Origin of the sequence: Rhizobium sp. GR12 (assembly GCF_036596185.1) — a bacterium.
GTDB classification, from domain to species: Bacteria; Pseudomonadota; Alphaproteobacteria; order Rhizobiales; family Rhizobiaceae; genus Agrobacterium; species Agrobacterium nepotum.
In genome coordinates, this window is record NZ_JASXTH010000005.1 from 348,936 (window position 1) to 373,822 (window position 24,887).

25 protein-coding genes are annotated in these 24,887 nt (G+C 59.6%); 17 read left to right on the forward strand and 8 right to left on the reverse strand.

Annotation, left to right across the window (positions count from 1 at the left end; translation table 11 throughout):
- Positions 1-213: 213 nt before the first annotated feature.
- Positions 214-783, forward strand: coding sequence for an AAA family ATPase (locus QSK43_RS11450; RefSeq protein ID WP_332303531.1), 570 nt, complete (start codon positions 214-216; stop codon positions 781-783).
- A gap of 9 nt (positions 784-792) precedes the next feature.
- On the forward strand, positions 793-1,248 hold the full coding sequence (locus QSK43_RS11455) for a type II toxin-antitoxin system RatA family toxin (protein ID WP_045018516.1): 456 nt from the start codon (positions 793-795) through the stop codon (positions 1,246-1,248).
- Here the strand turns inward: QSK43_RS11455 and QSK43_RS11460 are convergent.
- Both QSK43_RS11460 and QSK43_RS11465 read right to left on the reverse strand, forming a co-directional pair.
- Complete coding sequence (locus QSK43_RS11460; RefSeq protein WP_332303532.1) at positions 1,230-1,739, reverse strand: CinA family protein; 510 nt, start codon at positions 1,737-1,739, stop codon at positions 1,230-1,232. The genes QSK43_RS11455 and QSK43_RS11460 overlap by 19 nt on opposite strands.
- Positions 1,736-2,923 (reverse strand): bifunctional 2-C-methyl-D-erythritol 4-phosphate cytidylyltransferase/2-C-methyl-D-erythritol 2,4-cyclodiphosphate synthase, encoded by a 1,188-nt coding sequence (locus QSK43_RS11465; protein ID WP_332303533.1) that lies wholly within the window; start codon positions 2,921-2,923, stop codon positions 1,736-1,738. The genes QSK43_RS11460 and QSK43_RS11465 overlap by 4 nt, the downstream gene beginning before the upstream one ends.
- Positions 2,924-3,198: 275 nt before the next feature.
- Here QSK43_RS11465 and dusB point away from each other — a divergent pair, with 275 nt between their 5' ends.
- The 8 genes from dusB to hflX all read left to right on the forward strand — a co-directional run bounded on the left by dusB (position 3,199) and on the right by hflX (position 13,955).
- A complete protein-coding gene (dusB, locus tag QSK43_RS11470; RefSeq protein ID WP_332303534.1) occupies positions 3,199-4,212 on the forward strand; it encodes a tRNA dihydrouridine synthase DusB in 1,014 nt (337 codons plus the stop codon).
- The gene (locus tag QSK43_RS11475) at positions 4,209-5,357 is read left to right on the forward strand and encodes a two-component system sensor histidine kinase NtrB (protein WP_045018511.1); all 1,149 of its coding nucleotides are present in this window, start codon (positions 4,209-4,211) and stop codon (positions 5,355-5,357) included. The genes dusB and QSK43_RS11475 overlap by 4 nt, the downstream gene beginning before the upstream one ends.
- Positions 5,354-6,805 carry a nitrogen regulation protein NR(I) gene (ntrC, locus tag QSK43_RS11480; RefSeq protein WP_045018510.1) on the forward strand — a complete coding sequence of 484 codons (1,452 nt, stop codon included), beginning with the start codon at positions 5,354-5,356 and terminating at the stop codon, positions 6,803-6,805. Before QSK43_RS11475 ends, ntrC begins: the two co-directional genes overlap by 4 nt.
- Before the next feature lie 148 nt (positions 6,806-6,953).
- Entirely contained in the window at positions 6,954-9,215 is a 2,262-nt protein-coding gene (locus QSK43_RS11485) for a sensor histidine kinase NtrY-like (RefSeq protein ID WP_332303535.1), read from the forward strand.
- The gene (gene ntrX / locus QSK43_RS11490) at positions 9,205-10,569 is read left to right on the forward strand and encodes a nitrogen assimilation response regulator NtrX (RefSeq protein WP_045018507.1); all 1,365 of its coding nucleotides are present in this window, start codon (positions 9,205-9,207) and stop codon (positions 10,567-10,569) included. Before QSK43_RS11485 ends, ntrX begins: the two co-directional genes overlap by 11 nt.
- A 49-nt stretch (positions 10,570-10,618) precedes the next feature.
- Positions 10,619-11,995, forward strand: coding sequence for a Trk system potassium transporter TrkA (trkA, locus tag QSK43_RS11495; RefSeq protein ID WP_332303536.1), 1,377 nt, complete (start codon positions 10,619-10,621; stop codon positions 11,993-11,995).
- A 184-nt stretch (positions 11,996-12,179) separates the two neighbouring features.
- Positions 12,180-12,422 carry an RNA chaperone Hfq gene (hfq, locus tag QSK43_RS11500; RefSeq protein WP_003496145.1) on the forward strand — a complete coding sequence of 81 codons (243 nt, stop codon included), beginning with the start codon at positions 12,180-12,182 and terminating at the stop codon, positions 12,420-12,422.
- Positions 12,423-12,530: 108 nt separating this feature from the next.
- Positions 12,531-13,955, forward strand: a complete 1,425-nt coding sequence (gene hflX, locus QSK43_RS11505; RefSeq protein ID WP_332303537.1) for a GTPase HflX — start codon at positions 12,531-12,533, stop codon at positions 13,953-13,955.
- 159 nt (positions 13,956-14,114) lie between these two features.
- On the opposite strand, the gene mazG is transcribed toward hflX, so the two are convergent.
- Both mazG and QSK43_RS11515 read right to left on the reverse strand, forming a co-directional pair.
- Entirely contained in the window at positions 14,115-14,960 is an 846-nt protein-coding gene (gene mazG / locus QSK43_RS11510; RefSeq protein ID WP_332303538.1) for a nucleoside triphosphate pyrophosphohydrolase, read from the reverse strand.
- A 51-nt stretch (positions 14,961-15,011) separates the two neighbouring features.
- Entirely contained in the window at positions 15,012-15,599 is a 588-nt protein-coding gene (locus QSK43_RS11515; protein WP_332303539.1) for a nucleoside deaminase, read from the reverse strand.
- Positions 15,600-15,860: 261 nt separating this feature from the next.
- Here QSK43_RS11515 and cysG point away from each other — a divergent pair, with 261 nt between their 5' ends.
- From cysG to QSK43_RS11545, 6 genes are all read left to right on the forward strand, one after another.
- Positions 15,861-17,324 carry a siroheme synthase CysG gene (cysG, locus tag QSK43_RS11520; RefSeq protein ID WP_332303540.1) on the forward strand — a complete coding sequence of 488 codons (1,464 nt, stop codon included), beginning with the start codon at positions 15,861-15,863 and terminating at the stop codon, positions 17,322-17,324.
- Entirely contained in the window at positions 17,317-17,631 is a 315-nt protein-coding gene (locus tag QSK43_RS11525; protein WP_097102468.1) for a DUF2849 domain-containing protein, read from the forward strand. Before cysG ends, QSK43_RS11525 begins: the two co-directional genes overlap by 8 nt.
- 8 nt (positions 17,632-17,639) lie before the next feature.
- Complete coding sequence (locus QSK43_RS11530; RefSeq protein ID WP_332303541.1) at positions 17,640-19,310, forward strand: nitrite/sulfite reductase; 1,671 nt, start codon at positions 17,640-17,642, stop codon at positions 19,308-19,310.
- A 10-nt stretch (positions 19,311-19,320) separates the two neighbouring features.
- Positions 19,321-19,827 (forward strand): DUF934 domain-containing protein, encoded by a 507-nt coding sequence (locus QSK43_RS11535; RefSeq protein WP_332303542.1) that lies wholly within the window; start codon positions 19,321-19,323, stop codon positions 19,825-19,827.
- Between the two features lie 149 nt (positions 19,828-19,976).
- Complete coding sequence (locus QSK43_RS11540) at positions 19,977-20,789, forward strand: ferredoxin--NADP reductase (protein ID WP_332303543.1); 813 nt, start codon at positions 19,977-19,979, stop codon at positions 20,787-20,789.
- 159 nt (positions 20,790-20,948) lie between these two features.
- The gene (locus QSK43_RS11545; protein WP_442967825.1) at positions 20,949-21,464 is read left to right on the forward strand and encodes a hypothetical protein; all 516 of its coding nucleotides are present in this window, start codon (positions 20,949-20,951) and stop codon (positions 21,462-21,464) included.
- Positions 21,465-21,500: 36 nt separating this feature from the next.
- On the opposite strand, the gene QSK43_RS11550 is transcribed toward QSK43_RS11545, so the two are convergent.
- Positions 21,501-22,091, reverse strand: coding sequence for a TetR/AcrR family transcriptional regulator (locus tag QSK43_RS11550; protein WP_332303544.1), 591 nt, complete (start codon positions 22,089-22,091; stop codon positions 21,501-21,503).
- A gap of 159 nt (positions 22,092-22,250) precedes the next feature.
- Between QSK43_RS11550 and QSK43_RS11555 the strand changes: the two genes are divergently transcribed.
- The gene (locus tag QSK43_RS11555; protein WP_332303545.1) at positions 22,251-22,655 is read left to right on the forward strand and encodes a nuclear transport factor 2 family protein; all 405 of its coding nucleotides are present in this window, start codon (positions 22,251-22,253) and stop codon (positions 22,653-22,655) included.
- A 218-nt stretch (positions 22,656-22,873) separates the two neighbouring features.
- On the opposite strand, the gene QSK43_RS11560 is transcribed toward QSK43_RS11555, so the two are convergent.
- The 3 genes from QSK43_RS11560 to QSK43_RS11570 form a co-directional block, all read right to left on the reverse strand.
- On the reverse strand, positions 22,874-23,431 hold the full coding sequence (locus tag QSK43_RS11560; protein ID WP_332303546.1) for a fasciclin domain-containing protein: 558 nt from the start codon (positions 23,429-23,431) through the stop codon (positions 22,874-22,876).
- Positions 23,432-23,597: 166 nt separating this feature from the next.
- Positions 23,598-24,314, reverse strand: a complete 717-nt coding sequence (locus QSK43_RS11565) for an anti-sigma factor (protein ID WP_332303547.1) — start codon at positions 24,312-24,314, stop codon at positions 23,598-23,600.
- A complete protein-coding gene (locus tag QSK43_RS11570; protein WP_332303548.1) occupies positions 24,311-24,853 on the reverse strand; it encodes a sigma-70 family RNA polymerase sigma factor in 543 nt (180 codons plus the stop codon). Before QSK43_RS11570 ends, QSK43_RS11565 begins: the two co-directional genes overlap by 4 nt.
- Between the last annotated feature and the right edge of the window lie 34 nt (positions 24,854-24,887).

Consider the following 24,887-nt stretch of genomic DNA (forward strand, 5'->3'; position numbering starts at 1 on the left):
TCTGAACCCAAGGATGAATACGCGCGGTGAAAATGGGAGCTTCCAGCGCCTTTGCATCCCAAGGGTGTAATATTAGTCGTAAATAAATAGCAATCCCTGCGAGGGGGTTGCAATAGTTAAATTTCCGTAACGTCGGGTCCGGCAGCCGTATCGCCACAGAATAATACTCGCATTGTCAGACAATGGCACCGTGGCGAAGATGAGGTTTATTCGATGTCGAACTATCTTAAAAACGTGGAGGACGCGGCCGCGATTATCGCGTCTGCACAACGTATCATGGTCGTCGGCTGCTCCGGCGGCGGCAAGTCGACGCTGTCGCAAAAGCTATCAGCCGCTTTCGGGCTGCGTTATATTTCCATGGATCGCGATATTTTCTGGTTGCCCGGCTGGCAGGCGCGCCCGCGTGAAGAACAACGGCAGAGGATCGCCGCCATCATCACCGGGGAACGATGGCTGATGGATGGCAGCAATCCGTCGTCTTTTGACATGCGTCTGCCGAGATCCGATATCGTCCTTTGGGTGCGCATGCCGCGCTGGCTCTGCCTGTGGGGCGCCGTCAGCCGGATCGCCAAGGGTTATGGCAAGGCGCGGCCCGAAATGGCGGCGGGTTGTCCGGAAAGAATAGACCTCGATTTCCTGCGCTATATCTGGAATTTCGAACGCCGCCACGCCCCTATCTTCGAGCAAAATTTTGCGCTTTATGGCCCCAACGTACCGGTATTTCAGCTAAAAAGCCGAAAACAGCTTCGCCGCCTTCTTGATCTTCTTGTTATCGAGGATTAACTGCCGCTCATGCCAAAGTTCGAAACGCATCGCCTTGTAAAACACTCTCCCGTCCGCATGTACGACCTCGTCGCCGATGTGGAGAAGTATCCGCAGTTTCTGCCCCTTTGCGAAGCGCTGGTTATCCGCTCGCGCAAGGAGCGGGATGGCAAGACATTGCTGGTGGCGGATATGACGGTGGGCTACAAGGCCATCCGCGAGACCTTCACCACGCAGGTGCTGTTGAACCCGGCCGAGCGCGCCATCGACGTGAAATATATCGACGGACCGTTCAAGTTTCTCGACAATCGCTGGCGTTTCGAAGCTGCCGAAGATGGCGGCTCGGCCATTCATTTCTTCATCGACTATGAATTCAAGAACCGTCTGCTTGGCGCGGTTATGGGGTCGATGTTCGACCGGGCCTTCCGCATGTTCGCGGAAGCCTTCGAGACCCGCGCCGACAAGATTTACGCGGACCCGGCCTGATTGAGGGCAAGCAGCATTTCAAGTGCCGTCCTGACGGTCGCAAGACGAATTTCGGTGCGGCCGATCTCGCCGTAACGCATCTCATGGTGCAAGGTCTTGCCGTTGCGTGCTTTGGCGGCCAGATGCACCAGTCCCACCGGTTTATCCGTTGAACCGCCGCCCGGACCGGCAATGCCGGTGACGGCAACGGCAAAATCCGCGCGCGAACGGAACAGGGCGCCATGCGCCATCTGAAGAGCCGTTTGCCGGGACACCGCGCCGAAGGCTGTGAGCGTATCAGCGCCAACACCCAGCATGTCCATCTTTGCTTCGTTGGTATAGGTAACGAACCCCCGGTCGACGACGGCGGAGGAGCCGGCGATTTCCGTCAACGCACCGGCGATAAGGCCGCCCGTGCAGCTTTCCGCTGTCGAGACCATGAAGCCTTTGACGGTAAAGCCGGAAACGATTTTCCGCGCCAGCTCTTCGATATCTGCGGGAAACAGACTCATAACGGTCTGCCCCTGTAGACCACCGTGGCGGTTGCGATCGCCGCAATGCCTTCGCGACGGCCGACGAAACCGATCGTCTCGTTGGTGGTCGCCTTGACCGAGCAGCGCTCCAGCGCAATGCCGAGTATGTCCGCCAGCGTCTCGCGCATGGCCTGCCGGTGCGGACCGATACGCGGCGCTTCGGCAATCAGCGAGACATCCGCATTCATGATCGTGCCACCATTGTCGCGCACGACTTTCGCCGCATGTTCGAGGAAGATGCGCGATGCGGCACCCTTCCATTGCGGATCGGAAGGCGGGAAGTGATCGCCGATATCACCCGCGCCGCAGGTGGCGAGCAGCGCATCCGTCAGCGCATGCAGCGCCACATCGGCATCCGAGTGGCCTTTGAGTTTCTGGTCGTGTTCAATGAAGACGCCGCATAGCGTAACGCCGTCTCCGGCCTCCAGCTGGTGCACGTCGTAACCATTGCCGGTGCGCACGTCAGGCAGTCCGTGGGAGAGCTTTTCATCGGCCATGGCGATATCCCGCTTCAGAGTGAGTTTCACATTGTCGACCGAGCCTTCGGTCAGCGTCACCGTCAGTCCTGCCCATTCGGCGATCGATGCATCGTCGGTAAAATCCGTTTTTCCCGAGGCGGCAGCGGCGCGATGCGCGGCGAGGATTTCGCCATAGCCGAAACTTTGCGGTGTCTGCGCTGCATAAAGCCCCTGTCTGGAAACGGTCTCCGCAACAGAATCACCTGCGCCGCGCTTCAGCGTATCGGTGACGGGCAGGGCAGGCAGAACGCCGTTCGCACCCGCCTGGTGCAGCGCCACGACGCGCTCCAGCATGTCCTTGGCGACGAAAGGCCGCACGGCGTCATGGATCATCACATGCGTCAGGTCCTGCAAGGCCAGTGCTTCCAGCCCGGCCAGCACCGATTGCTGCCGTGTCGTACCGCCCGTGACGGTGACGACCCGCTCCCCGGCATTCAGCCGTTCGAGGATGGGCGATAGGAGGCTCAAATCGTCGGCATGGATGACGACCACGATCGATGAGGCTTTGCCCCAGTCCAGAAAGGTCGACAACGTATGTTCGATCACGGCCTTGCCGCCGACGGAACGATATTGTTTTGGCCCTTCCTCGGGGGAGCCGGCTCTTTCTCCGCGTCCTGCGGCGACGATGACGATGCCGAGTTTCATAGTGCTTTCCTGCATTGGTCTTATGCTTTGTGTGCAACCCTCAATGGTTGACAGTCCTGCTCTAGCGTTTCAAAACCCGGAAGGCCAGCCCGATAAGACGCGGTATCTGCCTGCACATCGCAGGATTGGCGGCTCGTGCGCATCCGAACCTGCACAAATTGCTATCGACAGCAAAAGAGGCAGGCAGACGCCTAGCAAATAAAACGTGCAACGCTTTAAAAGTGCTTGGCAAGCGCGCAAACACTGTCTAAAAATAATGCATATAACCCTTCTGCATGAAAGATCATCAGTTGCCCCCTCCGGAGTTGTCAGAACCGTTCAGCATCGGCTCAGTCACGATCCGTAATCGTGCCGTGCTGGCGCCCATGTCGGGCGTGACGGATTTGCCGTTCCGGCAGCTCGCCTGGCGTTATGGCGCGGGCCTCGTCGTTACCGAGATGGTCGCAAGCCGCGAACTCGTCGCTAATCGCGGGGAATCCTGGGCGCGGCTGAAAAATGCCGGCATGGTTCCGCATATGGTGCAGCTCGCCGGACGCGAGGCGCATTTCATGGCCGAGGCGGCGAAGATCGCGGCCGATAACGGCGCGGGGATCATCGATATCAATATGGGCTGTCCTGCCAAGAAGGTGACGGGCGGTTATTCCGGTTCGGCTTTGATGCGCGATCCCGATCATGCCCTGTCGCTGATCAAGGCGACGGTCGGCGCAGTCGACGTGCCCGTGACGCTGAAGATGCGGCTCGGCTGGGACGAAAATTCCATCAATGCACCGGAAATCGCCAAACGCGCCGAAGAGGCAGGCGTCCGGCTCATCACCATTCACGGCCGCACCCGCATGCAGTTTTACGAGGGCCGCGCGGACTGGGATGCCATTCGGGCCGTGCGGGAAGTGATTTCCGTTCCGCTGATCGCCAACGGCGATGTCGAGACTGCTGCGGATGCGCGGGAAATCCTGCGTCGTTCCGGCGCGGATGCCGTCATGGTCGGTCGCGGCGCACAGGGCCAGCCCTGGCTGCCGGCGGTGCTGGCGGGACATGCCGCGCCGCAACGCGCCGATATTGCCGGCATTGCTGTCGAGCATTACGACATGATGCTGGAATTTTACGGAAGGGAAGCCGGTCTTCGGCACGCCCGCAAACATCTGGGCTGGTATCTCGACCGTTTCGCGCCGGAGATCGCTACCCCGAAAAAGGCTCAAATCATGACATCGCGCGATACTGCGGAGGTGGCGGATCTGCTGCGCTCTGCCCTTAGCGAAAATGCGGGCGAAGCCGCAAGGAAGGCCGCATGAGCGCTGATAAACATAGCCCGGCAGATGCGAACCCGCTTGCCATGGCGGTTCTCAATGCGGTGCAGAACCCCGTCATCCTGGTGGATGCGGAAGGTTTCATCGCCTTCGCCAATTGGGAGGCCGAAGCCTTTTTCGGGGCCAGTGCTTCGCATCTCGCGCGCTACCGCGTTTCCACCTTCATTCCCTTCGGCAGTCCGCTGCTTGCGCTCATCGATCAGGTGCGCGAACGCCGCGCGCCGGTGAACGAATATCGGGTCGATCTGAGTTCGCCGCGGCTTGGGCAGGACAAGCTTGTCGATCTTTATGTGGCGCCCGTCGTCAGCGAGCCGGGATCGGTGGTCGTCGTCTTTCAGGAACGATCGATGGCCGACAAGATCGACCGGCAACTGACCCATCGCGCCGCTGCCCGCTCCGTCACCGGCCTTGCCTCCATGCTGGCGCATGAGATCAAGAACCCGCTTTCGGGCATTCGTGGTGCTGCCCAGCTTCTCGAAACGTCGGTTCCCGACGAGGACCGGGCGCTGACGCGGCTGATCTGTGACGAGACCGACCGCATAGTCTCGCTGGTCGATCGCATGGAGGTGTTTTCCGACGAGCGGCCGGTGGACCGCGTGCCGGTCAACATCCATTCGGTACTCGATCACGTAAAGGCGATAGCCAAGGCCGGCTTTGCCCGCAATATCAAGATTTCTGAAAACTACGATCCGTCGTTGCCGCCGGTCTATGCCAATCGCGACCAGCTGGTGCAGGTCTTTCTCAATCTGGTAAAGAATGCGGCGGAAGCCGTCGGCAACCAGCCGGAAGGCGAGATCGTGCTGACCACCGCCTATCGGCCCGGCATGCGCATGTCGGTTGCCGGTAGTCGCGAACGCATCTCGCTGCCGCTCGAATTTTGCGTGCACGATAACGGGCCGGGAGTTCCGGCGGATCTTTTGCCGCATCTCTTCGACCCCTTCATTACCACCAAGACGAACGGTTCTGGCCTCGGGCTGGCGCTTGTCGCCAAACTCATCGGCGCCCATGGCGGCATCGTCGAATGCGACAGCCAGAACCATCGCACGACTTTCCGCGTATTACTGCCCGTCTCGCCGGAAATGGGGCTGGACGACCGCACTTTGCCGAACACGACAGGAAATGACCAATGACAGCTACTATCCTCGTCGCCGATGATGATGCCGCGATCCGCACGGTGCTCAACCAGGCGCTCAGCCGCGCCGGTTACGACGTGCGCATCACCTCCAATGCCGCAACGCTCTGGCGCTGGGTTTCGGCGGGCGAGGGCGATCTGGTCGTGACCGATGTCGTGATGCCCGACGAAAACGCCTTCGATCTTCTGCCGCGCATCAAGAAAGCCCGCCCGGACCTGCCGGTTCTCGTGATGAGCGCCCAGAATACCTTCATGACGGCGATCAAGGCCTCGGAGAAGGGCGCTTACGACTACCTGCCTAAGCCCTTCGATCTGACGGAGCTGATCGCCATCATCGGCCGCGCTTTGTCAGAGCCGAAGCGCAAGCCCGCGAAGCTTGACGACGACATGCAGGATGGCATGCCGCTGGTTGGCCGCTCGGCGGCGATGCAGGAAATCTACCGGGTTCTGGCCCGCCTGATGCAGACCGACCTGACGCTGATGATTACCGGCGAATCCGGCACCGGCAAGGAGCTGGTGGCGCGGGCGTTGCACGATTACGGCAAGCGCCGCAACGGCCCCTTCGTTGCCATCAACATGGCGGCGATCCCGCGCGACCTGATCGAATCCGAACTGTTCGGCCACGAGAAGGGCGCCTTCACCGGCGCGCAGAACCGCTCGACCGGCCGTTTCGAACAGGCCGAGGGCGGCACGCTGTTTCTCGACGAAATCGGCGACATGCCGATGGATGCCCAGACGCGCCTGCTGCGCGTGCTGCAACAGGGCGAATATACGACGGTTGGCGGGCGCACGCCGATCAGGACCGATGTCCGCATCGTTGCGGCCACCAACAAGGACCTGAAACAGTCGATCAATCAGGGCCTCTTCCGCGAGGACCTCTATTACCGCCTGAACGTCGTGCCGCTACGGTTGCCGCCGCTGCGTGACCGGGCGGAGGATATTCCCGATCTTGTGCGCCATTTCATCCAGACGGGTGAGAAGGAGGGGCTGGAGGGCAAGCGTTTCGAGACCGAGGCGCTGGAAGTCATGAAGGCCTATGCCTGGCCGGGCAACGTGCGCGAGCTGGAAAACCTGATCCGCCGGCTGATGGCGCTTTATCCGCAGGAGGTCATTACCCGTGAGATCATCGAGCAGGAATTGCAGTCGGACGTTCCCGACAGTCCGCTCGACAAGATGGCGGTCCGCTCCGGCTCACTGACCATTTCGCAGGCGGTCGAGGAGAACATGCGGGATTATTTCTCGAGCTTTGGCGAGGGCCTGCCGCCGCCCGGCCTCTATGACCGTGTGCTGCGCGAACTGGAATATCCCCTGATCCTCGCCGCGCTGACGGCGACGCGGGGCAACCAGATCAAGGCCGCCGATCTTCTCGGATTGAACCGCAATACGCTGCGCAAGAAAATCCGCGAGCTTGGTGTTTCCGTCTATCGCAGCTCCCGCCCCAGCTGAGAATGTTGACAAGGCCGCATTTGTCGTTGCATTTTCGCCACATTGTGTTGCTTGGAAAACACTAGGATGGAGAGATTCGCCGGCACGAGGCGGATTTGCCCAATTTTCGTAAATGTGGTGCTGGCTTGCCAGCGATTGGGAGAAATGCATGCGGAAACCCGCCGCCGAAAAAGCCGTTGCCGAAGACGCAGCGGGAATGGTGGTTGCCGATCGCAGGATGTCTTTCGCTCTGCCTGGGCTGGTGCTCGCCGGCGTCGCTCTTATTTGCGCTATCGTGACCCTCTTCGTGCTTATGGGCGTCACGCCGATTGCGCCGACATCGAATGTCGTCATCGCTTCCGTCGTCATCAATTCGATCCTCGTGATCGGACTGATGTTCCTCATCGGCCGGGAAATCAACCGCCTGCTGAAAGCGCGGAAAAAGGGCAGGGCGGCGGCGCGTTTGCATGTGCGCATCGTCGTGCTTTTTTCCATCGTGGCGATCACGCCCGCCGTTCTTGTCGCCATCTTCGCAAGTCTGACGCTGAATGTCGGTCTCGACCGCTGGTTTTCGCTCCGCACCCAGTCGATCGTCGATTCCTCCAGCAATATCGCCCAGGCCTATATGATGGAAAATGCCGGTTATCTTCAGGGACAGACCCTGTCGATGGCCACCGACCTCGACCGCAACCGTGCCCTGTTTTACCTCGACCGCACCGGTTTCGTCGATCTGATGACCCGCCAGGCCAAGGGCCGAGGTCTTCTCGGCGCGTTTCTGGTGCAGGAGGATGGCGACGCCGTCGCGCAGGCCGACATCAAGACGGAAAAACCGCTTCCCGCCATTCCGCATGATGCGCTTGAAAAGGCCGCCGCCGGTCAGCCGACCCTTATTCCGCCGGGTATCACCAATCTCGTCGGCGCCATCATCAAGCTCGAGGGTATCAGCGGCACATTCCTCTACACCGTGCGCGCCGTCGATCCAAAAGTGATGAGCGCGATGCGGCTGATGGAGGAGAACCGCGCCGAATACAAGGCGATGGAAGCGGGCCGCGCGCCCTTGCAGATCGCGTTCGCGATCCTCTATCTCGGTTTCGCGCTGATCGTTCTTCTGGCCGCGATCTGGACGGCGATTGCGGTGGCTGACCGCATTGTGCGTCCGATCCGCCTTCTCATCAGCGCCGCAGACAGTGTCGCCACCGGCAACATGCATGTGCTGGTTCCCGTTCGCGCCGTGGACGGCGACGTCGGACGTCTGTCCCGCACCTTCAACAAGATGGTCTCGGAACTGCGCAGCCAGCAGGAGCAGATCATCGAGGCGAAGGACGATATCGACGATCGCCGCCGCTTCATTGAGGCCGTGCTGTCGGGCGTTACCGCCGCCGTCATCGGTGTTGACGAGAACCGCAAGATCACCATCGTCAATCCCTCGGGAGAAGAGTTCCTGGCACAGACCTCCGAACAGCTGATCGGCGCGCAACTGTCAGAAATCGCGCCTGAAATCGAAGAGGTCGTGACTGAGGCCAATACCTGGTCGCGCGGCAACTTCCGCAAGCAGATCAATATCATGCGGCGCGGCAAGGAACGGACGCTCAATGTGCAGGTGACCCGCGAGGATGCCCGCGACAGCCGCGACAGCTACGTCATCACGCTCGACGACATCACCGATCTCGTCATCGCCCAGCGCTCGACCGCATGGTCTGATGTCGCGCGGCGCATCGCCCACGAGATCAAGAACCCGCTGACGCCGATCCAGCTTTCCGCCGAACGCATCAAGCGCCGTTTCGGCAAGCAGATCGACGAGAGCGACCGCGCCATTTTTGACCAGTGTACGGATACCATCGTCCGGCAGGTCGGTGACATCGGCCGGATGGTGGACGAGTTCTCGGCTTTCGCGCGTATGCCGAAGCCGACGAAGGAAAAGTCGGACCTGCGCGCGATTTTGAAGGACGCGGCATTCCTGCGCGAAATCAGCGCCGCCGACACCAAATTCTCAACGGAGCTGGGCGATATTCCGCTGGAGGGCATGTTCGATGCCCGTATGCTGGGACAGGCGTTCGGCAATCTTATCAAGAATGCGACGGAAGCCATCGAGGCGGTGGAAGGCGAAAAGCGGCCGGGCAAGATCCTGGTGCGCGCTTCCTTCGACGAGACAAATTCCCGTTTCGTGGCCGATATCATCGACAATGGCCGCGGCCTTCCCGTCGAGAACCGCCACCGTATTCTCGAACCCTACATGACGATGCGGGACAAGGGCACCGGCCTCGGCCTCGCCATCGTCAAGAAGATCATTGAAGAGCATGGCGGGTATCTGGAACTCCACGATGCCCCGCCGGAGTTCGACCATGGCCACGGCGCCATGATCAGAGTGCTGCTGCCCTATATCGAGGCGGTCGGCGGCAAAAATAACAAGGAAGCAGCATATGGCGTCTGATATTCTGGTCGTGGATGACGAAGCGGATATTCGCGAAATCGTAGCGGGTATTCTGTCCGACGAGGGCCACGAGACGCGCATGGCGTTCGACAGCGACAGTGCGTTGGCCGCCATTTCGGAACGCGTGCCGCGTCTGATCTTTCTCGACATCTGGATGCAGGGTTCGAAGCTCGACGGTCTGGCTCTGCTGGACGAGATCAAGAGCCGCCATCCCGATATTCCGGTGGTCATGATCTCAGGTCACGGCAATATCGAAACCGCCGTTAACGCTATCAAGCGCGGCGCGTTCGATTTTATCGAAAAGCCGTTCAAAGCGGACCGCCTCATCCTGATCGCCGAGCGGGCGCTGGAAAATTCCAAGCTGAAGCGGGAGGTTCTGGAACTCAAGAAGCGCACCGGTGACGCGGTTGAACTCGTTGGCGCGTCGCTTGCCGTTTCGCAGCTTCGCCAGACCATCGACAGGGTCGCGCCCACCAACAGCCGCATCATGATCCTCGGCCCCTCCGGTTCCGGCAAGGAGCTGGTGGCGCGCATGGTGCACAAGAAGTCCTCGCGCGCCAGCGGACCTTTCGTGGCGCTGAACGCGGCGACGATCACGCCCGACCGCATGGAAATCGCGCTTTTCGGCACGGAAGGCCTGCCCGGGCAGCCACGCAAGGTGGGAGCGCTCGAAGAGGCCCATCGCGGCGTGCTTTATCTCGATGAAGTCGGCGAAATGCCGCGCGAAACGCAGAACAAGATCCTGCGTGTGTTGGTCGACCAGCAGTTCGAGCGTGTCGGCGGCGGCAAGCGGGTGAAGGTGGATGTGCGCATCATTTCCTCGACCGCCCATCACCTCGAAAGCCTGATCGCCGAAGGCCAGTTCCGCGAAGACCTTTACCACCGCCTCGCCGTGGTGCCGGTGAAGGTGCCGGCGCTGTCGGAACGGCGCGAGGATATTCCTTTCCTCGTCGACATGTTCATGCGGCAGATTTCCGAACAGGCCGGTATCCGTCCGCGCAAGATCGGCGACGACGCCATGGCCGTTCTCCAGACGCATGACTGGCCGGGCAACATCCGCCAGCTCCGCAACAATATCGAGCGGCTGATGATCCTCGCCCGTCCAGAGGGCGGCGAGGCACCGATTTCGGCCGATATGCTGCCGGCGGATATTGGCGATATGCTGCCGAAGATTTCGGCGCAGGGCGATCAGCACATTATGACCCTGCCGCTGCGCGAGGCGCGTGAAATGTTCGAGCGGGATTATCTGGTGGCCCAGATCAACCGCTTCGGCGGCAATATTTCGCGAACGGCGGAATTTGTCGGCATGGAAAGGTCGGCGCTGCATCGCAAACTGAAATCTCTCGGCGTATAAGGGATAAAGGCCAAGTCGCCGAAACCGATTATTCCGTCAGAGAGACAGCATGAAAGTCATCATATGCGGCGCAGGGCAGGTGGGTTACGGCATCGCCGAACAATTATCGCGCGAGGATAACGAGGTATCGGTGATCGATACGGCCGCCTCGTTGATCACCGCCATTACCGAGACACTGGATGTGCGCGGTTATGTCGGCCATGGCGCGCATCCCGATATGCTGGCGAAAGCGGGTGCCGACCAGGCGGACATGATCATCGCCGTGACTTTGCATGACGAAATCAACATCGTCGCCTGCGAGGTGGCGCATGCGCTGTTCAGCGTTCCGACCAAGATCGCCCGCATCCGCGACCAGAGCTATCTGAGGCCGGAATATGCCGATCTCTTCAGCCGCGAGAACATGTCGATCGACGTGACGATTTCGCCAGAGGTAGAAGTCGGCAAGATGGTGCTCAGGCGCATCGCCTTTCCGGGTGCCACCGATGTCGTGCGTTTCGCCGACGATACGATCTTCATGCTGGCGATCGAATGCATGGAGGACTGCCCGGTCATCAACACACCGCTGCAGCAGCTTTCCAACCTGTTTCCCGACCTCATCGCGACAGTGGTGGGCGTTTACCGCAACGGCATCCTGAAAGTCGCGCATTCCTCCGAGCAGTTGCGGGTCGGCGACCTTGCCTATGTGATCTGTCAGCGCCAGCACGCCCGCCGCACCTTGAGCCTCTTTGGCCACGAGGAGCAGGAGGCGCAGCGCATCGTCATCGCGGGCGCCGGCAATATCGGCCACTTCGTCGCGCACAAGATCGAGGAGTTGCAGCCAAAGACGCGGGTGAAGATCATCGAGTCGGATCGCGACAGGGCTGTTGCCGCATCGGAGCAGCTCAGCAACACCATCGTCATGCATGGTTCGGCGCTCGACCAGAAGATTCTGATGCAGGCAGACATTCAGGATGCCGACCTGATCGTGACGCTCACCAACAGCGACCAGACCAATATTCTGGCGGCCGTGATGGCCAAGCAGCTCGGCTGCAAATCAAACCTCGCCCTGCTGAACAGCTCGTCCTTCCACGAGGTTGCAGATTCACTCGGTCTCGATGCCTATATCAACCCACGGGCCGTCACCATCTCGCGCGTTCTCCAGCATGTGCGCAAAGGCCGCATACGCTCGGTTTATGCCGTCCAGCACGGGTCGGCGGAGGTGATCGAGGCGGAGGCGCTGGAGACATCGCCATTGGTCGGTCAGTCCTTCCGCGACATCGATATGCCCGAAGGCGTGCGCATCGGCGCGATCTATCGCGACGGCGTGGTGATCCGCCCGGACGGCAGTACGAAGATCAAGGCGAAGGACCGCGTCGTGCTGTTTGCGTCCGCCGATGCTGTCCGCGACGTGGAACAGCTTTTCCGGGTTTCGATACAATATTTCTGACTGTTTCGAATCGAAAAAGCGGGTCAATACTCGTACTCATTCGGCTGTTTTCGCCGTTGCGGAACAGGACACGATTTGATACCAGAGTTGCAGGTCGGCCAAGCGGGGGACAAGACTCGGCCGGTTTATTATTGATTGATTATTTTCCGGTATCCCTGCCGGCAAAAAAGAAAGAAGCGGCGCCATGGCGGAACGTTCTCAAAACCTTCAGGATCTTTTCCTCAATACCGTTCGTAAGCAGAAGATTTCGCTCACGATTTTCCTGATCAACGGCGTCAAGCTGACGGGCGTTGTCACCTCCTTCGACAATTTCTGCGTGCTTTTGCGCCGTGACGGTCACTCTCAGCTTGTTTACAAGCATGCGATCTCCACCATCATGCCCGGCCAGCCGATGCAGATGTTCGAGAGCGAAGAAGGCGCGGCCTGATCAGGCTCCCTCGACGGTATCTTCGACATAAACCGACCCGGACCGGGAACATTTCCGGTTCCGTCAGGTTAATCCTCAAGGCCGTCCGCGCGGATGCGGTCGGCCGCAATGTTTTTTCTGGATAAGGCTGAGCCAATTTCGACGCGAGACACCTCGAACGAATCCATCATTCCGGAGCAGGAGAAGCGCCGCGACGACATGCGCGCCATCGTCCTCGTTCCGGTCCTCAAACAGCCACGCGAAAATCGCGACGCGGCGGCAGCTCCGGCGACCGCGAGCCGGTCTGTCGAAGCCAAGCTGGAGGAAGCGAAGGGGCTGGCGCTCGCGATCGATCTGGAGGTGACACAAGGGCTCATCGTTCCGGTCAACCAGCCGCGTCCGGCGACATTGTTCGGAACCGGCAAGATCGAGGAAATCGGTCATCTTCTGGATGAAACCGATTCCGGTCTGGTGATCGTCGATCATCCCTTGACCCCGGTGCAGCAACGCAATCTTGAAAAACAGTGGAATTGCAAGGTCATCGACCGGACCGGCCTGATCCTTGAAATCTTCGGCCGCCGCGCCTCCACCAAGGAAGGCACGCTGCAGGTCGATCTTGCGCATCTGAACTACCAAAAGGGCCGCCTCGTCAGAAGCTGGACCCACCTTGAGCGTCAGCGCGGTGGCGCAGGCTTCATGGGCGGTCCGGGTGAAACCCAGATCGAGGCCGACCGCCGGCTGCTTCAGGATCGCATCGTCAAGCTGGAGCGCGAGCTGGAGCAGGTGGTGCGCACCCGCCAGCTTCACCGCGCCAAGCGCCGCAAGGTGCCGCATCCGATCGTGGCTCTGGTCGGTTACACCAACGCTGGCAAATCCACGCTGTTCAACCGCATCACCGGTGCTGGCGTTCTGGCCGAGGACATGCTGTTCGCCACGCTCGATCCGACCTTGCGCCGCATGAAGCTGCCGCATGGCCGCACGGTCATCCTGTCCGACACGGTCGGGTTCATCTCCGACCTGCCGACGCATCTGGTCGCCGCTTTCCGCGCAACGCTGGAAGAGGTGCTGGAAGCCGATCTCGTTTTGCATGTGCGCGACATGTCCGATCCGGACAATGCCGCCCAGTCGGCGGATGTGCTGCGCATTCTCGGCGATCTCGGCATTGACGAGAAGGAAGCCGAAAAGCGCATCATCGAGGTCTGGAACAAGGTCGACCGTCTCGAGCCGGAGGTGCATGACGCCATCATCGAGCGCGCCGAAGGCAGCGCCAATATTCGTGCCGTTTCAGCCGTCACGGGCGAGGGCGTCGATGCCCTGATGGACGAGATTTCCGGGCGTCTGTCCGGTGTTCTGACGGAAACGACCGTTGTTCTCTCCGTCGAGCAATTGCCGCTGATCTCCTGGGTTTACAGCAATTCCATCGTCGACAGCCGTGAAGACCAGGAAGACGGCTCGGTCGTTCTCGATGTGCGCCTGTCGGAAGCGCAGGCCGCCGAACTGGAACGGAAGCTTGGAAAAGCGACCCTCCGCGAGCGGGAAGACTGGGAGCAGTAATTGCTCCGAGAACGATTGTAAGGCCCGAAAACCTCTCCCCGTCATTCCGGCCTTGAGCCGGAATCCAGCCACGGCGCGTCTGTGTCGTGAGGAAAGAGTCTTTTGCGATCAAGGACTTGATCGCACTGGACCCCGGACTAAATCCGGGGTGACGGCGGGCTAGGACGAAACCGTATCGAGCGAGCGTTCGATGCGTTTTGCTGCCTGCCAGAGGTCTTCCATTCTCTCAAGGCTTGCTTCTTCCAGCGTCTCGCCATTTTCGGTGAGAGACGTTTCGATGTGGTTGAAACGCCTGCGGAATTTCGTATTGGTGCCGCGCAGCGCATCTTCCGGATCGGCCTTGACGTGGCGGCCGATATTGACGAGCGCGAAGATGAGATCGCCGAGTTCGTCCGAGACCTTCTCCGGTTTCCCCTCCGCCAGCGCTTCGCGCAATTCCGCGATCTCCTCCTCGATCTTGTCGAGAATGGGAGCGGGGTCCGACCAGTCGAAACCAACGCGCGCGGCCTGCTCCTGCAGCTTGAGTGCCTCGGTCAGCGCCGGCTGGCTGCGCTGTACACCACCAAGAAATCCGGCTTTGAAATCCTCCGTGATACCCCGCTGCACGCGGCGCTCCGCACGTTCGCGTTTTTCCGCGGCCTTGATCTGGTCCCATTGCAGCTTGACGCTCTCTGGCGTATCCGCGGCGGACACGGCAAAGACATGTGGATGGCGGCGGATCATTTTCGAGGTGACAGCCTCAACCACGTCGCCAAAGGCGAATTCGCCCCGTTCCTCGGCAATGCGGGCATGGAAGACCACCTGCAACAACAGGTCTCCCAGCTCGTCGCAAAGATCGTCCATATCCTTGCGCTCGATGGCGTCGGCGACTTCATAGGCCTCTTCGATGGTGTAGGGTTTGATCGTCTCGAAGGTCTGGACGACATCCCACGGGCAACCGGTTTCCGGCTGGCGCAGGGCTTCCATGATCTCGATCAGGCGGGAAATATCCTTCGAGGCTTCCATCGTGTCTCAAACCTTCATTCTTTGTTTTTACGCACTTTTCCGGGAAATGCTCTAGTTCAGCGGAATGTCGTTATCGCTCTTCGACGACTGGTAGGTGGTGGAGAGATCGTCATAGGCGGCCTTGATGCGGGCTGTCTGCGTCTTCAACGTGCTTTTCAATGGATCGTCCTCGCTTTCCACCAGATCGGCGATGAAGAAAGAGTTCCAAAAGGCATTGTTGCGGCGATATCCGCCCGGCTCCAGCCCGAATACTTCCTTCAGGATTTTCAGATCGTGCGGGATCGCGAAAGCATCGCGGGAATCCTCGTGGCTGAAGAACGAATAGAAATTGTCGAACCCGGCCCAGGTGATGGCGGACATGCACATGGTGCAGGGTTCGTGGGTGGAAAGGAAAATCAGGTCCTTGGTATTCGGCTTCTCGCCCAGTTCGTAAAACCGCTTCAGGGCGTGCACCTCACCGTGCCAGAGCGGGTTTTCCAGCTCGTTATTCGTCTCCGCAATCACCAGCGACAGGTCGGATTTGCGCAGGATCGCCGCGCCGAAAACCTTGTTTCCGAGGCTGACCCCGCGCACCGTCAACGGCAGGATATCGTGTTCGATGACATCGAGAAGACGGGCGGCGAGAGTGGGGCTGGTCAAGGGTCTGATCCTTCGTGCCGCTCTAAAAAAAGCGGTTTTCGCGTGGAGAAATCGACGAAAATGGTCCTCCCTTGTTCGGCGCGAGGACATGGTTTGTCAAGGGATTCTCACGGGATTCCGATGCCTCTGACAGGGGTAAAACAGGGGTGCCGGTTGGTTTTCCTCAAAAACAGGGGTGTTCGAGAAATAAAAATCCAGGTGCCGGAAAGGCTTGAATTTCTGTTTCTTCAATCTTGCGCCGCAATGCGGGATATATGCACAATGCACGACGAACATGATTTTTCCGCAGCCGGCGACCGCCTTTCGACCTTCCCCGCTTTCTTCCGGGTTGAGGGACGGCAGGTCATTGTCTTCGGAAATGGCGATGAGGCTTTCGCAAAGGTAAGGCTGCTTGCCAATACCAATGCGCATATCGTTGCCTATGCCGACGAGCCGGAAGCGGATTTTGCGCGCTATCTCCGCAATAACGGCATCGATCATCAGGCCCTGGGTTTTTCCAGCAGGCTGGTCGATGGCGCAACTCTGGTTTTTGCCGCCACTGGAGACGAGGCGCTGGACCGCGAGATCGTCTCAGTCGCTCGTGCGAAGAAAGTCCCCGCCAATGCGGTGGACCAGCCGGAATTTTGCGATTTCTTCACCCCGGCGCTCGTTGCCCGCGCACCCGTCGCCATCGCCATTGGCACCGAAGGGGCAGGGCCGGTTCTCGCCCAGATGATCCGCGCGCGCATCGACCAGATGCTGTCGCCGTCGCTTGGCAAGCTTGCGCGCCTTGCCGTGCAGTATCGTGACGTGGCCGAGCAGAATGTGCCCAAGGGCGCGTTGCGGCGCAATTTCTGGCGCCGGTTCTTTTCAGGTGCTGTCGCAGATGCCGTCGCTCTCGGCGATACGCTTTCCGCCCGTGACGCCGCTAATCGTCTGTTGTTATCGCCCGAACGCAGCGAAGGCCGCGTCTGGCTTGTCGGCGCCGGTCCCGGTGCGGAAGACCTGCTGACGTTGCGCGCCCAGCGCGTGCTGATGGAAGCGGATGTGATCGTCTACGATGCTCTGGTACCACAGGCGATCGTTGATATGGGCCGCCGCGATGCCGAGCGCCTGTCTGTTGGCAAGCGCAAGGGTTGCCACAGCAAGTCGCAGGACGAAATCAACCGCCTGCTGGTGCGCCTCGGCAAAGACGGCAAACGCGTCGTGCGCCTCAAATCCGGCGATCCGCTGGTCTATGGCCGGGCGGGTGAGGAAATGGCCGCGCTGCGTAATGCCGGCATCGGCTACGAGATCGTGCCTGGCATCACCTCGGCCTTCGCCGCAGCTGCGGATTTCGAATTGCCGCTGACGCTGCGCGGTGTCGCCTCGTCGCTGATTTTCACCACCGGCCACGATCTGACCGGCGATGTCCTGCCCGATTGGGCCCGTCTTGCCGTTTCCGGCGCCACCATTGCCGTTTATATGGGCCGCAGCGTTGCAGCGTCCGTCGCGACAAGGCTGATCGAGGCCGGGCTTGGCGTGGAAACGACGGTGGCCGTCATCGAAAATGCCAGCCGCGCGGATCGCCGCCTGCTGCATGGCACATTGAACGATCTGCCCGACCTCGAATATCGCGATGAGTTGACCGGTCCGGTCATGGTCATCATCGGCGATGCGGTGGCGGGCGCCAATTTTGACAGGTCCGAGGCGCTTGCGCTTGGCTCAAAGCCAGCGAACCTCAAACGGGAGTATGCAAATGGCTGACAAGGTTTTGACCGCCAACCGCCTTGGCGATGGTATCGCCGTCTGGCTCGATGCCAATGGCGAATGGACGGAGAACCTGCAGGACGCGATCGTCGCCCGCCATGCGGAGGCCGTCACTTCGTTCGAGGAAATCGGCAAGCGTGATTTTTCCGCCAACAAGGTCGTTGACGTGAATGTCATCGACGTGGTGGAGGAGAATGGCAAGCTCTGGCCGACGCGGCTTCGCGAGCGCATTCGCGCCGCTGGCCCGACCATGCACTATGCCAACGGCTTCAAGCCGGCCGATGCAGCATTCATCGCAGTCTGAGGAAGAAGATGTACCGTTACGACGAGTTTGATCACGCATTTGTTGAAGGCCGCGTGGCGCAGTTTCGCGATCAGGTCGAGCGCCGGCTGTCCGGCGAACTGGCCGAGGACGCATTCAAGCCGCTGCGCCTTATGAACGGTGTCTATCTCCAGCTCCATGCCTATATGCTGCGCGTCGCCATTCCCTATGGCACGCTGAATTCTCAGCAGATGCGGATGCTGGCCCATATCGCCCGCAAATATGACCGGGGTTACGGCCACTTCACCACCCGCCAGAACATCCAGTACAATTGGCCGCGTCTGTCGGATACGCCGGATATCCTCGCCGAACTGGCAAGCGTGGAAATGCATGCGCTGCAGACTTCCGGCAACTGCATTCGCAACGTGACCGCCGACCATTTCGCAGGCGCTGCCGCCGATGAGGTCGCCGATCCACGTCCTTATGCGGAAATCCTGCGTCAATGGTCTTCCGTGCATCCGGAATTCTCGTTCCTGCCGCGCAAGTTCAAGATCGCGGTAACGGGTGCCGAGCGCGACCGCGCCGCCATTCAGGTTCACGATATCGGCCTGCACCTGAAAAAGAACGACAAGGGCGAGATCGGTTTTGCCGTCTATGTCGGCGGCGGACAGGGCCGCACGCCGATGATCGCCAAGAAAATCCGTGACTTCCTGCCGGAAGAGGACCTGTTGTCCTACACCACGGCTGTCATGCGCGTTTATAACCTGCACGGCCGCCGCGACAACAAATACAAGGCGCGCATCAAGATCCTCGTGCACGAGACCGGTGCGGAAGAACTGGCCCGTCAGGTCGAGGTCGAGTTCGCGGAACTGAAAAACAGCGAATTGAAGCTGCCGGATGCCGATATTGCGGCAATCACCGCCTATTTCGCGCCGCCGGCGCTGAAGGACCGCCCTGAAGGCTGGGAGAGCCTGGCGCGCTGGAAGCGGGCGGATGAGGGCTTTGCCCGCTTCGTCGAGCAGAACGTCGCGCCGCACAAGCACCCCGATTACGGCATGGTGACGATTTCACTGAAGCCGATCGGTGGCATTCCTGGCGATGCGACGGACGAGCAGATGGAACTCGTCGCCGATATCGCTGCCGAATACGCCTTCGATGAAATCCGCATCAGCCACGAGCAGAACATCATCCTGCCGCATGTGGCGCTGGCCGATCTTGAGCCGGTCTATCGTGCACTGGTGGGTGCGGGGTTGGCCACCGCCAATGCCGGGCTGATCACCGATATCATTGCCTGTCCCGGGCTGGACTATTGCGCGCTTGCCAACGCGCGCTCCATTCCGCTGGCGCAGGAAATCTCCACTCGTTTCGGCGCGCATGAGCGTCAGTTGGAAATCGGTGAGCTAAAGATCAAGATTTCCGGCTGCATCAATGCCTGCGGCCACCACCATGTCGGCCATATCGGCCTTCTGGGTGTGGAAAAGAAGGGTGCCGAACTCTACCAGATCACGCTTGGCGGATCGGGTGACGAAAACACCTCGATCGGCGAGATCATCGGCCGTGGTTTCGAGCCGGAAAAGGTGACCGACGCGGTGGAAACCATTGTCGATACCTATCTGGGCCTGCGCCTTTCGAAGGAAGAAAACTTCCTCGAAGCCTATCGTCGCGTCGGGCCGCAACCCTTCAAGAATGCGCTCTACGGTTCCGCGGCCGAAGCCGCCTGAGGAGATTGCCATGACGAAAATCTGGAACCGCGACGGCTTCGTGGAAAAAGATCCCTGGGTGATCGAAACGGAAGAGGTGAAGGCGACTGCCGAGCAGAAGCCGGTGCTGTCGCTTGCCGATTTCCTCGTCCGTGCCGCTGAAAGCAACGATATCGGCCTTGGCGTCCTGATCGCTCCGGCTGACGATGTCACCCGGCTCGAGCCCTATCTCGACCGTATCGAGCTTGTCGCCGTCAGCTTCCCGGCCTTCAATGACGGCCGTGGTTTCAGCCACGCCTCGCTGCTGCGTAGCCGTCTTGATTTTGCAGGCGAGGTGAGGGCGGTCGGCGATGTGCTGATCGACCAGGTGCCGCTGATGTTGCGCACCGGCTTTACCAGCTTTGCGGTGACGAACGGGACGGCGATCCGTCGCCTGTCCGAAAGTCGCCTGCCGGAAATTCCGGTCTATTATCAACCGGCGGCCCGGCCGGCCACCGGCGGCGAGACCTATAGTTGGCGTCGCCGTGCGGCCGGTTGACGCATGATGCGGGAAATATGAGTTTTAGATACATATTTCCTGCGCACATGGCAGTATTGATATTCTCATGCCTTCAAAAGGCGACAAAAATGGTATAATTGCCCGGTCGGAGAATATCGACTATCGAGTAAGAATGAACGGAACCTGAAATGAACGCGCCAGCCAAGACGGAAGATTTTGCGATCAAGATACCTGATGGTGTTTACGCCGAGACGGTTTTGTCGGTGGAGCATTATACGGATCACCTGTTCCGTTTCCGGATGACGCGCCCGGCCGGCTTCCGCTTCCGTTCCGGTGAATTCGCCATGATCGGCCTGATGGTCGGTGAAAAGCCGGTCTATCGCGCCTATTCCATCGCCAGCCCCGCCTGGGATGAAGAACTGGAATTCTTCTCGATCAAGGTTCCGGATGGCCCGCTGACGTCGCATCTTCAGGCAATCAAGCCCGGCGATACCGTGCTGATGCGTAAGAAGCCGACAGGTACGCTGGTTCTGGATGCGCTGACACCCGGCAGACGGCTTTATATGTTCTCGACCGGCACCGGCATCGCGCCCTTCGCGAGCCTGATCCGCGATCCGGATACCTATGAAAAGTTCGAGGAGGTCATCCTTACCCATACCTGCCGCGATGTGGCCGAACTGAAATACGGTTTCGATCTGGTCGAGGAAATCCGCAACCATGAGTTCCTGAACGAGATCGTCGGCGACAAGCTCAAGCATTATGCAACGGTCACGCGTGAGGATTACCCCTTCAAGGGCCGCATCACCACGCTGATCGAGAACGGCAAACTCTTTGCTGATCTCGGCGTACCGCCTCTCGATCCTGCAATCGATCGCGGCATGATCTGCGGTTCCTCGGCCATGCTGAAGGACACCAAGGAGCTTCTGGAAAAGGCCAGCCTTACCGAAGGCGCCAACAACAAGCCTGCCGAGTTTGTCATCGAGCGCGCTTTCGTTGGCTGACGGGCATTTCTTTCACAAATGATGATGACAGGAGGCCGCAAGGCCTCCTTTTTTGTGTCGAGTCGGCTGCACGATCTGAACGGCAATTCGTGGGACTGGAACATCCGGAGGCGGTGATGCGTTAGGGGTCGAACCAAACCTAACCGGCAAAGTTGTCCAATGGAAAAAACAGGATCAATTCGCACCTCAATCATCGCCGTCGCGGCAGGTCTTTTTGCCGCGCTGCCCGCCGCCGCCGACGAAAGCACGTTTTTGTCGTCGCTCGAAGGCAACTGGACAGGCAAGGGAACGGTGATCACCCGCATCGGCATGCCGCCGATCAACGTCAATTGCACGCTCAGTTCAGATGCAAAGGCGACGGCGCTCAGGATGTCGGGCACCTGTCGTGGTCTTTTGGTGGTCAGGCGCGCCATCGCTGCCGATCTCGCCGCCAGCGGTGCGCGTTATAGCGGCACCTATACCGGTCCCTCCGGCCGTCCTTCGGCGCTCGCCGGCAACCGCCGGGGCAATGCGATCAACCTCACGGTACGCTGGAACCGCGAAATCAACGGCGACCGCGTCGCCGCCATGACCATCGAAAAGATCGGCGACAACGGCCTGCGGCTGCGCACCACCGACAAAGACGGCAAGACAGGCAAAACGGTGGTGACGAGCGATATCCGTCTGGTGCGGTGAGATCTGGGTCAGTGAACGGTCGCCTCCAAACTCTCCCTACTGACCTGTCCGGGGCATCAACGCCACCCGTAGCAGGCGCATGAACAGTCTTGTGTCACCCTCAAGATCGGGACAACGTCTCTGCGCGTGTTTGATCCCATCCATCGCAGCCACAATGATATTTGCCAGTTGAGCGGGTTGGGTTTGCAACGGGTCAAGATCGATTTCCCTGTTTTCTGTGGCCGCTATCAATGTCTGCGTCAGCATGTTCAGCAGCTTCGCCCGTGCTTCAAGCGTGATATCCTCAGCCAGGGCCATGTTGGCCGCAAACAGCTCTTCTGCATCGGCACTGTTTCCAAAGGGAACGATCAGTTCCCGCTGAAAGACCGCGATGGCCATTTCCATGCGCTCAAAAGCACTGCCATGGCCTGCCAGCACCGCTTCTACTTCATCCATTGTCCGTTTGTGCGCTCGCATCGAGCCGGCCCGAAACAGCTCTTCCTTGCTGTTGAAGCTCAGATAGAGCGAGGCCCGCGAGATTCCTGAGGCGCGCGCGATGTCGGCCATGGAGGTCTTGCGAAAGCCAAAGCGTACGAACAACGGCAAGGCGGCGTCCAGAATCTGGGCTATTTTCTGATCGGTCTGCATGATGTAGTCACATTGACACTTCAAATCCATAGTGTCAAAAGAGACGATTGGACTAAAACAGTCTAAGTGTCTAATTTCACGGATTGCCATGGTGCGTCCTGGGATTGGTGCAGCCCGTCGGTAATCCCGCACAGCGTCGCTATCAAATGGAGAACACCTATGACAATCCCGAATGTCGACGCATCCTCGCTGACCCACGAGGCGGACCTCCTGCGTGAAACGGAACGCGCCAGACTTCGCGCCCTGGTCAGCGCCGATATCGTTCAGGCGCGACTGTTTCATGCTCCAGACTTTCAGTTGATAACGCCAATCGGCGTACCTCTTTCAAAGGAAGACTATCTGGGCGCGGTAGCCTCCGGGCAAATCAAGTACCTGACGTGGGAGCCAGCCGAGATTGCGGTGCGCCTGTACGACGGGGTCGCAATTATTCGATATCGCGCTCAGCTCGAAGTCATCTTCGGCGGGCATCATGTTCCCCTCAGTGACTACTGGCATACCGACACCTATGAGCACCGCGATGGTCACTGGATGGTCGTCTGGTCGCAAGCCACCGCCATCAGGTAGACAAGTCCGGGCAGGATCTTGCCCGAATGATGCGAGCCGCATCGGCTTTTCAGCGAACGATTGACGATCAATCATACGCAATTCCAACGGTCGAAAAACTCCGTTGCCGTAACGAAAAAAGGCCCGGATCGCTCCGGGCCTTCGTATCTGCCAGTCGTCTGCCTTTTCATCAAAACGGCCAGCCTGCTGCTGGCCGTTTCGTGTCATGCAGCGCTAAATTACATTTTCGGCAACAGCACCTTGTCGACGACGTGAATGACGCCGTTGGATTGCTTGACGTCTGCGATGGTTACATGAGCAACCGTGCCGTTCTCGTCCGTCAAGGTGATTTTGCCCATGCTTTCCTTGGCCTTGAGCACGCAGCCGCCGACCGTTTTCACGTCATGCTCGCCATTGTCGTCCTTGATCATCTTTTCGATGGCGGTTGACAGCGCATTGGCGGCAACCACATGGCAGGTCAGCACTTTGACCAGCTTCTGCTTGTTTTCCGGCTTCAGAAGATCGTCGACTGCACCCTTGGGAAGGGCCGCGAAAGCCTCGTTGGTCGGCGCGAACACCGTGAACGGACCTTTGCCCTGAAGCGTTTCGACAAGACCGGCGGCCTTCACCGCTGCGACGAGCGTCGTATGGTCTTTCGAGTTCACTGCATTTTCAACGATGTTCTTGTTCTCGAACATCGCGGCGCCGCCAACCTTGGGGTTTGCGGCATAAGCGGAAACCATGCCGATTGAAAGAGCTGCGGCCAGCGTCAGGGCGCGAACGGAAACCTTGTGCATCGTTATTCCTCCTTGGTGACATCCAGACCCCGAAAGGTAGCCCTTCCAGCGGCCGCTATCGGTCATCCGTAGCAACACAAGAGACGGAGGTTGGTCCCTCGAAGTTTCAGGCAAGTCAGGAAAAATGATAAATAACTGATTTTAAAAAGGATTAACTGCGCGCTTGTTACAGGCGACGTGCAGTACCCGAGGCAACAATCGGGCCAGTGGGAAGGCCGGTAGGAGAGCCACCGAATGGTTCGAGGCTAACGGCAAATACGGAGCCTTCGCCGAGTGTACCCCGTATCTCGGGCGAAATGACCATGTCGGCGTCAACCGCCGCGTTGATCGTCCCGAGCGATTTCGGCTTGCCCGCCGGTGGCACCAGCCACAGTTCAAGCGACCGGCGTTCACCGCTGTCTGCCGCAACCGGTGTGATCTTCAGGCGTCCGCTCGATGCATCGTAGGATGCCACGAGATCGATCAAGTTGCCGGGCGCGGTGAGGTTGGCAACGAGTGGCGCCGCATGCCGGCCACCCGGCGCAAGCAGACCTGATGCAAAGGCTATGGCGACGACAGCCGCAAGCGACGAGACAAGCGAGACGCTGCGCCAGAAGACGAGCGACTGCCAGAACGAACCGGCCGGGGCATCGGGGCGGGCGGAAAACAGGCGGTTTTCGATACGGCTGAACACCGAGGCATCGGGCGGGACTTCGCCATAAGCATCATTGAACGCTGCGGTATCGATCTGCCAGCGCTCCACGAGGCGCTGAAAGTCGACATCGTCCATCATGCGCTTTTCGACCGTTCGGCGCTTTTCCAGCGAAAGAAGGCCAAGCACGTATTCAGCCGCAAGGACTTCATCCTGCGGAGTGTTGCCACGACTATGTTCGCCAGATGTCATCGTTCCATGCACTCTCTCAGTTTCAGCAGGCTGCGGCGAAGCCATGTTCGCACCGTGTTGAGCGGCGCATTCATCTCCTGCGCAAGTTCCGCATAACTCAAACCCTCCACATAGGCTCGCCGCACCGCAGCAGCCTGATCCGGCCGCAACTCCTCCATGCATCTATCGATTCGCCGGCCTTCATCGCGCATTACTATTTGCATTTCCGGGTCGGGGGTCGATCGGTCTTCAAGGTCCAACACGGTATCGATGTCGTCGCTCAGGGGTTTTCGCGCGCGGACGAGGTCGATACAGTGGTTTCGGGCAACGGTGGCGAGCCAGGCCAAGGCATGCCCCGAGCGGCTTGCGAAGGAATGCGCTCTCTGCCAGATCCTGACATAGATTTCCTGCAACGCCTCTTCCGCATCCGCCCGGTCTTTCAAGATACGGATGCAGATCGCAAAAAGTTTCGGGCTGGTTGCCTGATAGAGCGCGGCGAATGCGGAGCGGTCCCCGAGCGCAACACGCCCGATCAGGACAGCAATTTCGTCACCTTGCATCCGCACATTCTCCGCCTCTTCCCCACGTTAGACA

Coding starts and splice junctions, on each gene's coding strand:
- ntrX (WP_045018507.1), top strand. CDS start 9,205: ATGGCGTCTGATATTCTGGTCGTGGATGACGAAGCGGATATTCGCGAA.
- QSK43_RS11450 (WP_332303531.1), top strand. CDS start 214: ATGTCGAACTATCTTAAAAACGTGGAGGACGCGGCCGCGATTATCGCG.
- cysG (WP_332303540.1), top strand. CDS start 15,861: ATGCACGACGAACATGATTTTTCCGCAGCCGGCGACCGCCTTTCGACC.
- hfq (WP_003496145.1), top strand. CDS start 12,180: ATGGCGGAACGTTCTCAAAACCTTCAGGATCTTTTCCTCAATACCGTT.
- QSK43_RS11455 (WP_045018516.1), top strand. CDS start 793: ATGCCAAAGTTCGAAACGCATCGCCTTGTAAAACACTCTCCCGTCCGC.
- QSK43_RS11530 (WP_332303541.1), top strand. CDS start 17,640: ATGTACCGTTACGACGAGTTTGATCACGCATTTGTTGAAGGCCGCGTG.
- ntrC (WP_045018510.1), top strand. CDS start 5,354: ATGACAGCTACTATCCTCGTCGCCGATGATGATGCCGCGATCCGCACG.
- hflX (WP_332303537.1), top strand. CDS start 12,531: ATGTTTTTTCTGGATAAGGCTGAGCCAATTTCGACGCGAGACACCTCG.
- QSK43_RS11525 (WP_097102468.1), top strand. CDS start 17,317: ATGGCTGACAAGGTTTTGACCGCCAACCGCCTTGGCGATGGTATCGCC.
- QSK43_RS11550 (WP_332303544.1), bottom strand. CDS start 22,091: ATGCAGACCGATCAGAAAATAGCCCAGATTCTGGACGCCGCCTTGCCG.
- mazG (WP_332303538.1), bottom strand. CDS start 14,960: ATGGAAGCCTCGAAGGATATTTCCCGCCTGATCGAGATCATGGAAGCC.
- QSK43_RS11535 (WP_332303542.1), top strand. CDS start 19,321: ATGACGAAAATCTGGAACCGCGACGGCTTCGTGGAAAAAGATCCCTGG.
- QSK43_RS11560 (WP_332303546.1), bottom strand. CDS start 23,431: ATGCACAAGGTTTCCGTTCGCGCCCTGACGCTGGCCGCAGCTCTTTCA.
- QSK43_RS11485 (WP_332303535.1), top strand. CDS start 6,954: ATGCGGAAACCCGCCGCCGAAAAAGCCGTTGCCGAAGACGCAGCGGGA.
- dusB (WP_332303534.1), top strand. CDS start 3,199: ATGAAAGATCATCAGTTGCCCCCTCCGGAGTTGTCAGAACCGTTCAGC.
- QSK43_RS11555 (WP_332303545.1), top strand. CDS start 22,251: ATGACAATCCCGAATGTCGACGCATCCTCGCTGACCCACGAGGCGGAC.
- trkA (WP_332303536.1), top strand. CDS start 10,619: ATGAAAGTCATCATATGCGGCGCAGGGCAGGTGGGTTACGGCATCGCC.
- QSK43_RS11565 (WP_332303547.1), bottom strand. CDS start 24,314: ATGACATCTGGCGAACATAGTCGTGGCAACACTCCGCAGGATGAAGTC.
- QSK43_RS11475 (WP_045018511.1), top strand. CDS start 4,209: ATGAGCGCTGATAAACATAGCCCGGCAGATGCGAACCCGCTTGCCATG.
- QSK43_RS11545 (WP_442967825.1), top strand. CDS start 20,949: ATGGAAAAAACAGGATCAATTCGCACCTCAATCATCGCCGTCGCGGCA.
- QSK43_RS11570 (WP_332303548.1), bottom strand. CDS start 24,853: ATGCAAGGTGACGAAATTGCTGTCCTGATCGGGCGTGTTGCGCTCGGG.
- QSK43_RS11465 (WP_332303533.1), bottom strand. CDS start 2,923: ATGAAACTCGGCATCGTCATCGTCGCCGCAGGACGCGGAGAAAGAGCC.
- QSK43_RS11540 (WP_332303543.1), top strand. CDS start 19,977: ATGAACGCGCCAGCCAAGACGGAAGATTTTGCGATCAAGATACCTGAT.
- QSK43_RS11460 (WP_332303532.1), bottom strand. CDS start 1,739: ATGAGTCTGTTTCCCGCAGATATCGAAGAGCTGGCGCGGAAAATCGTT.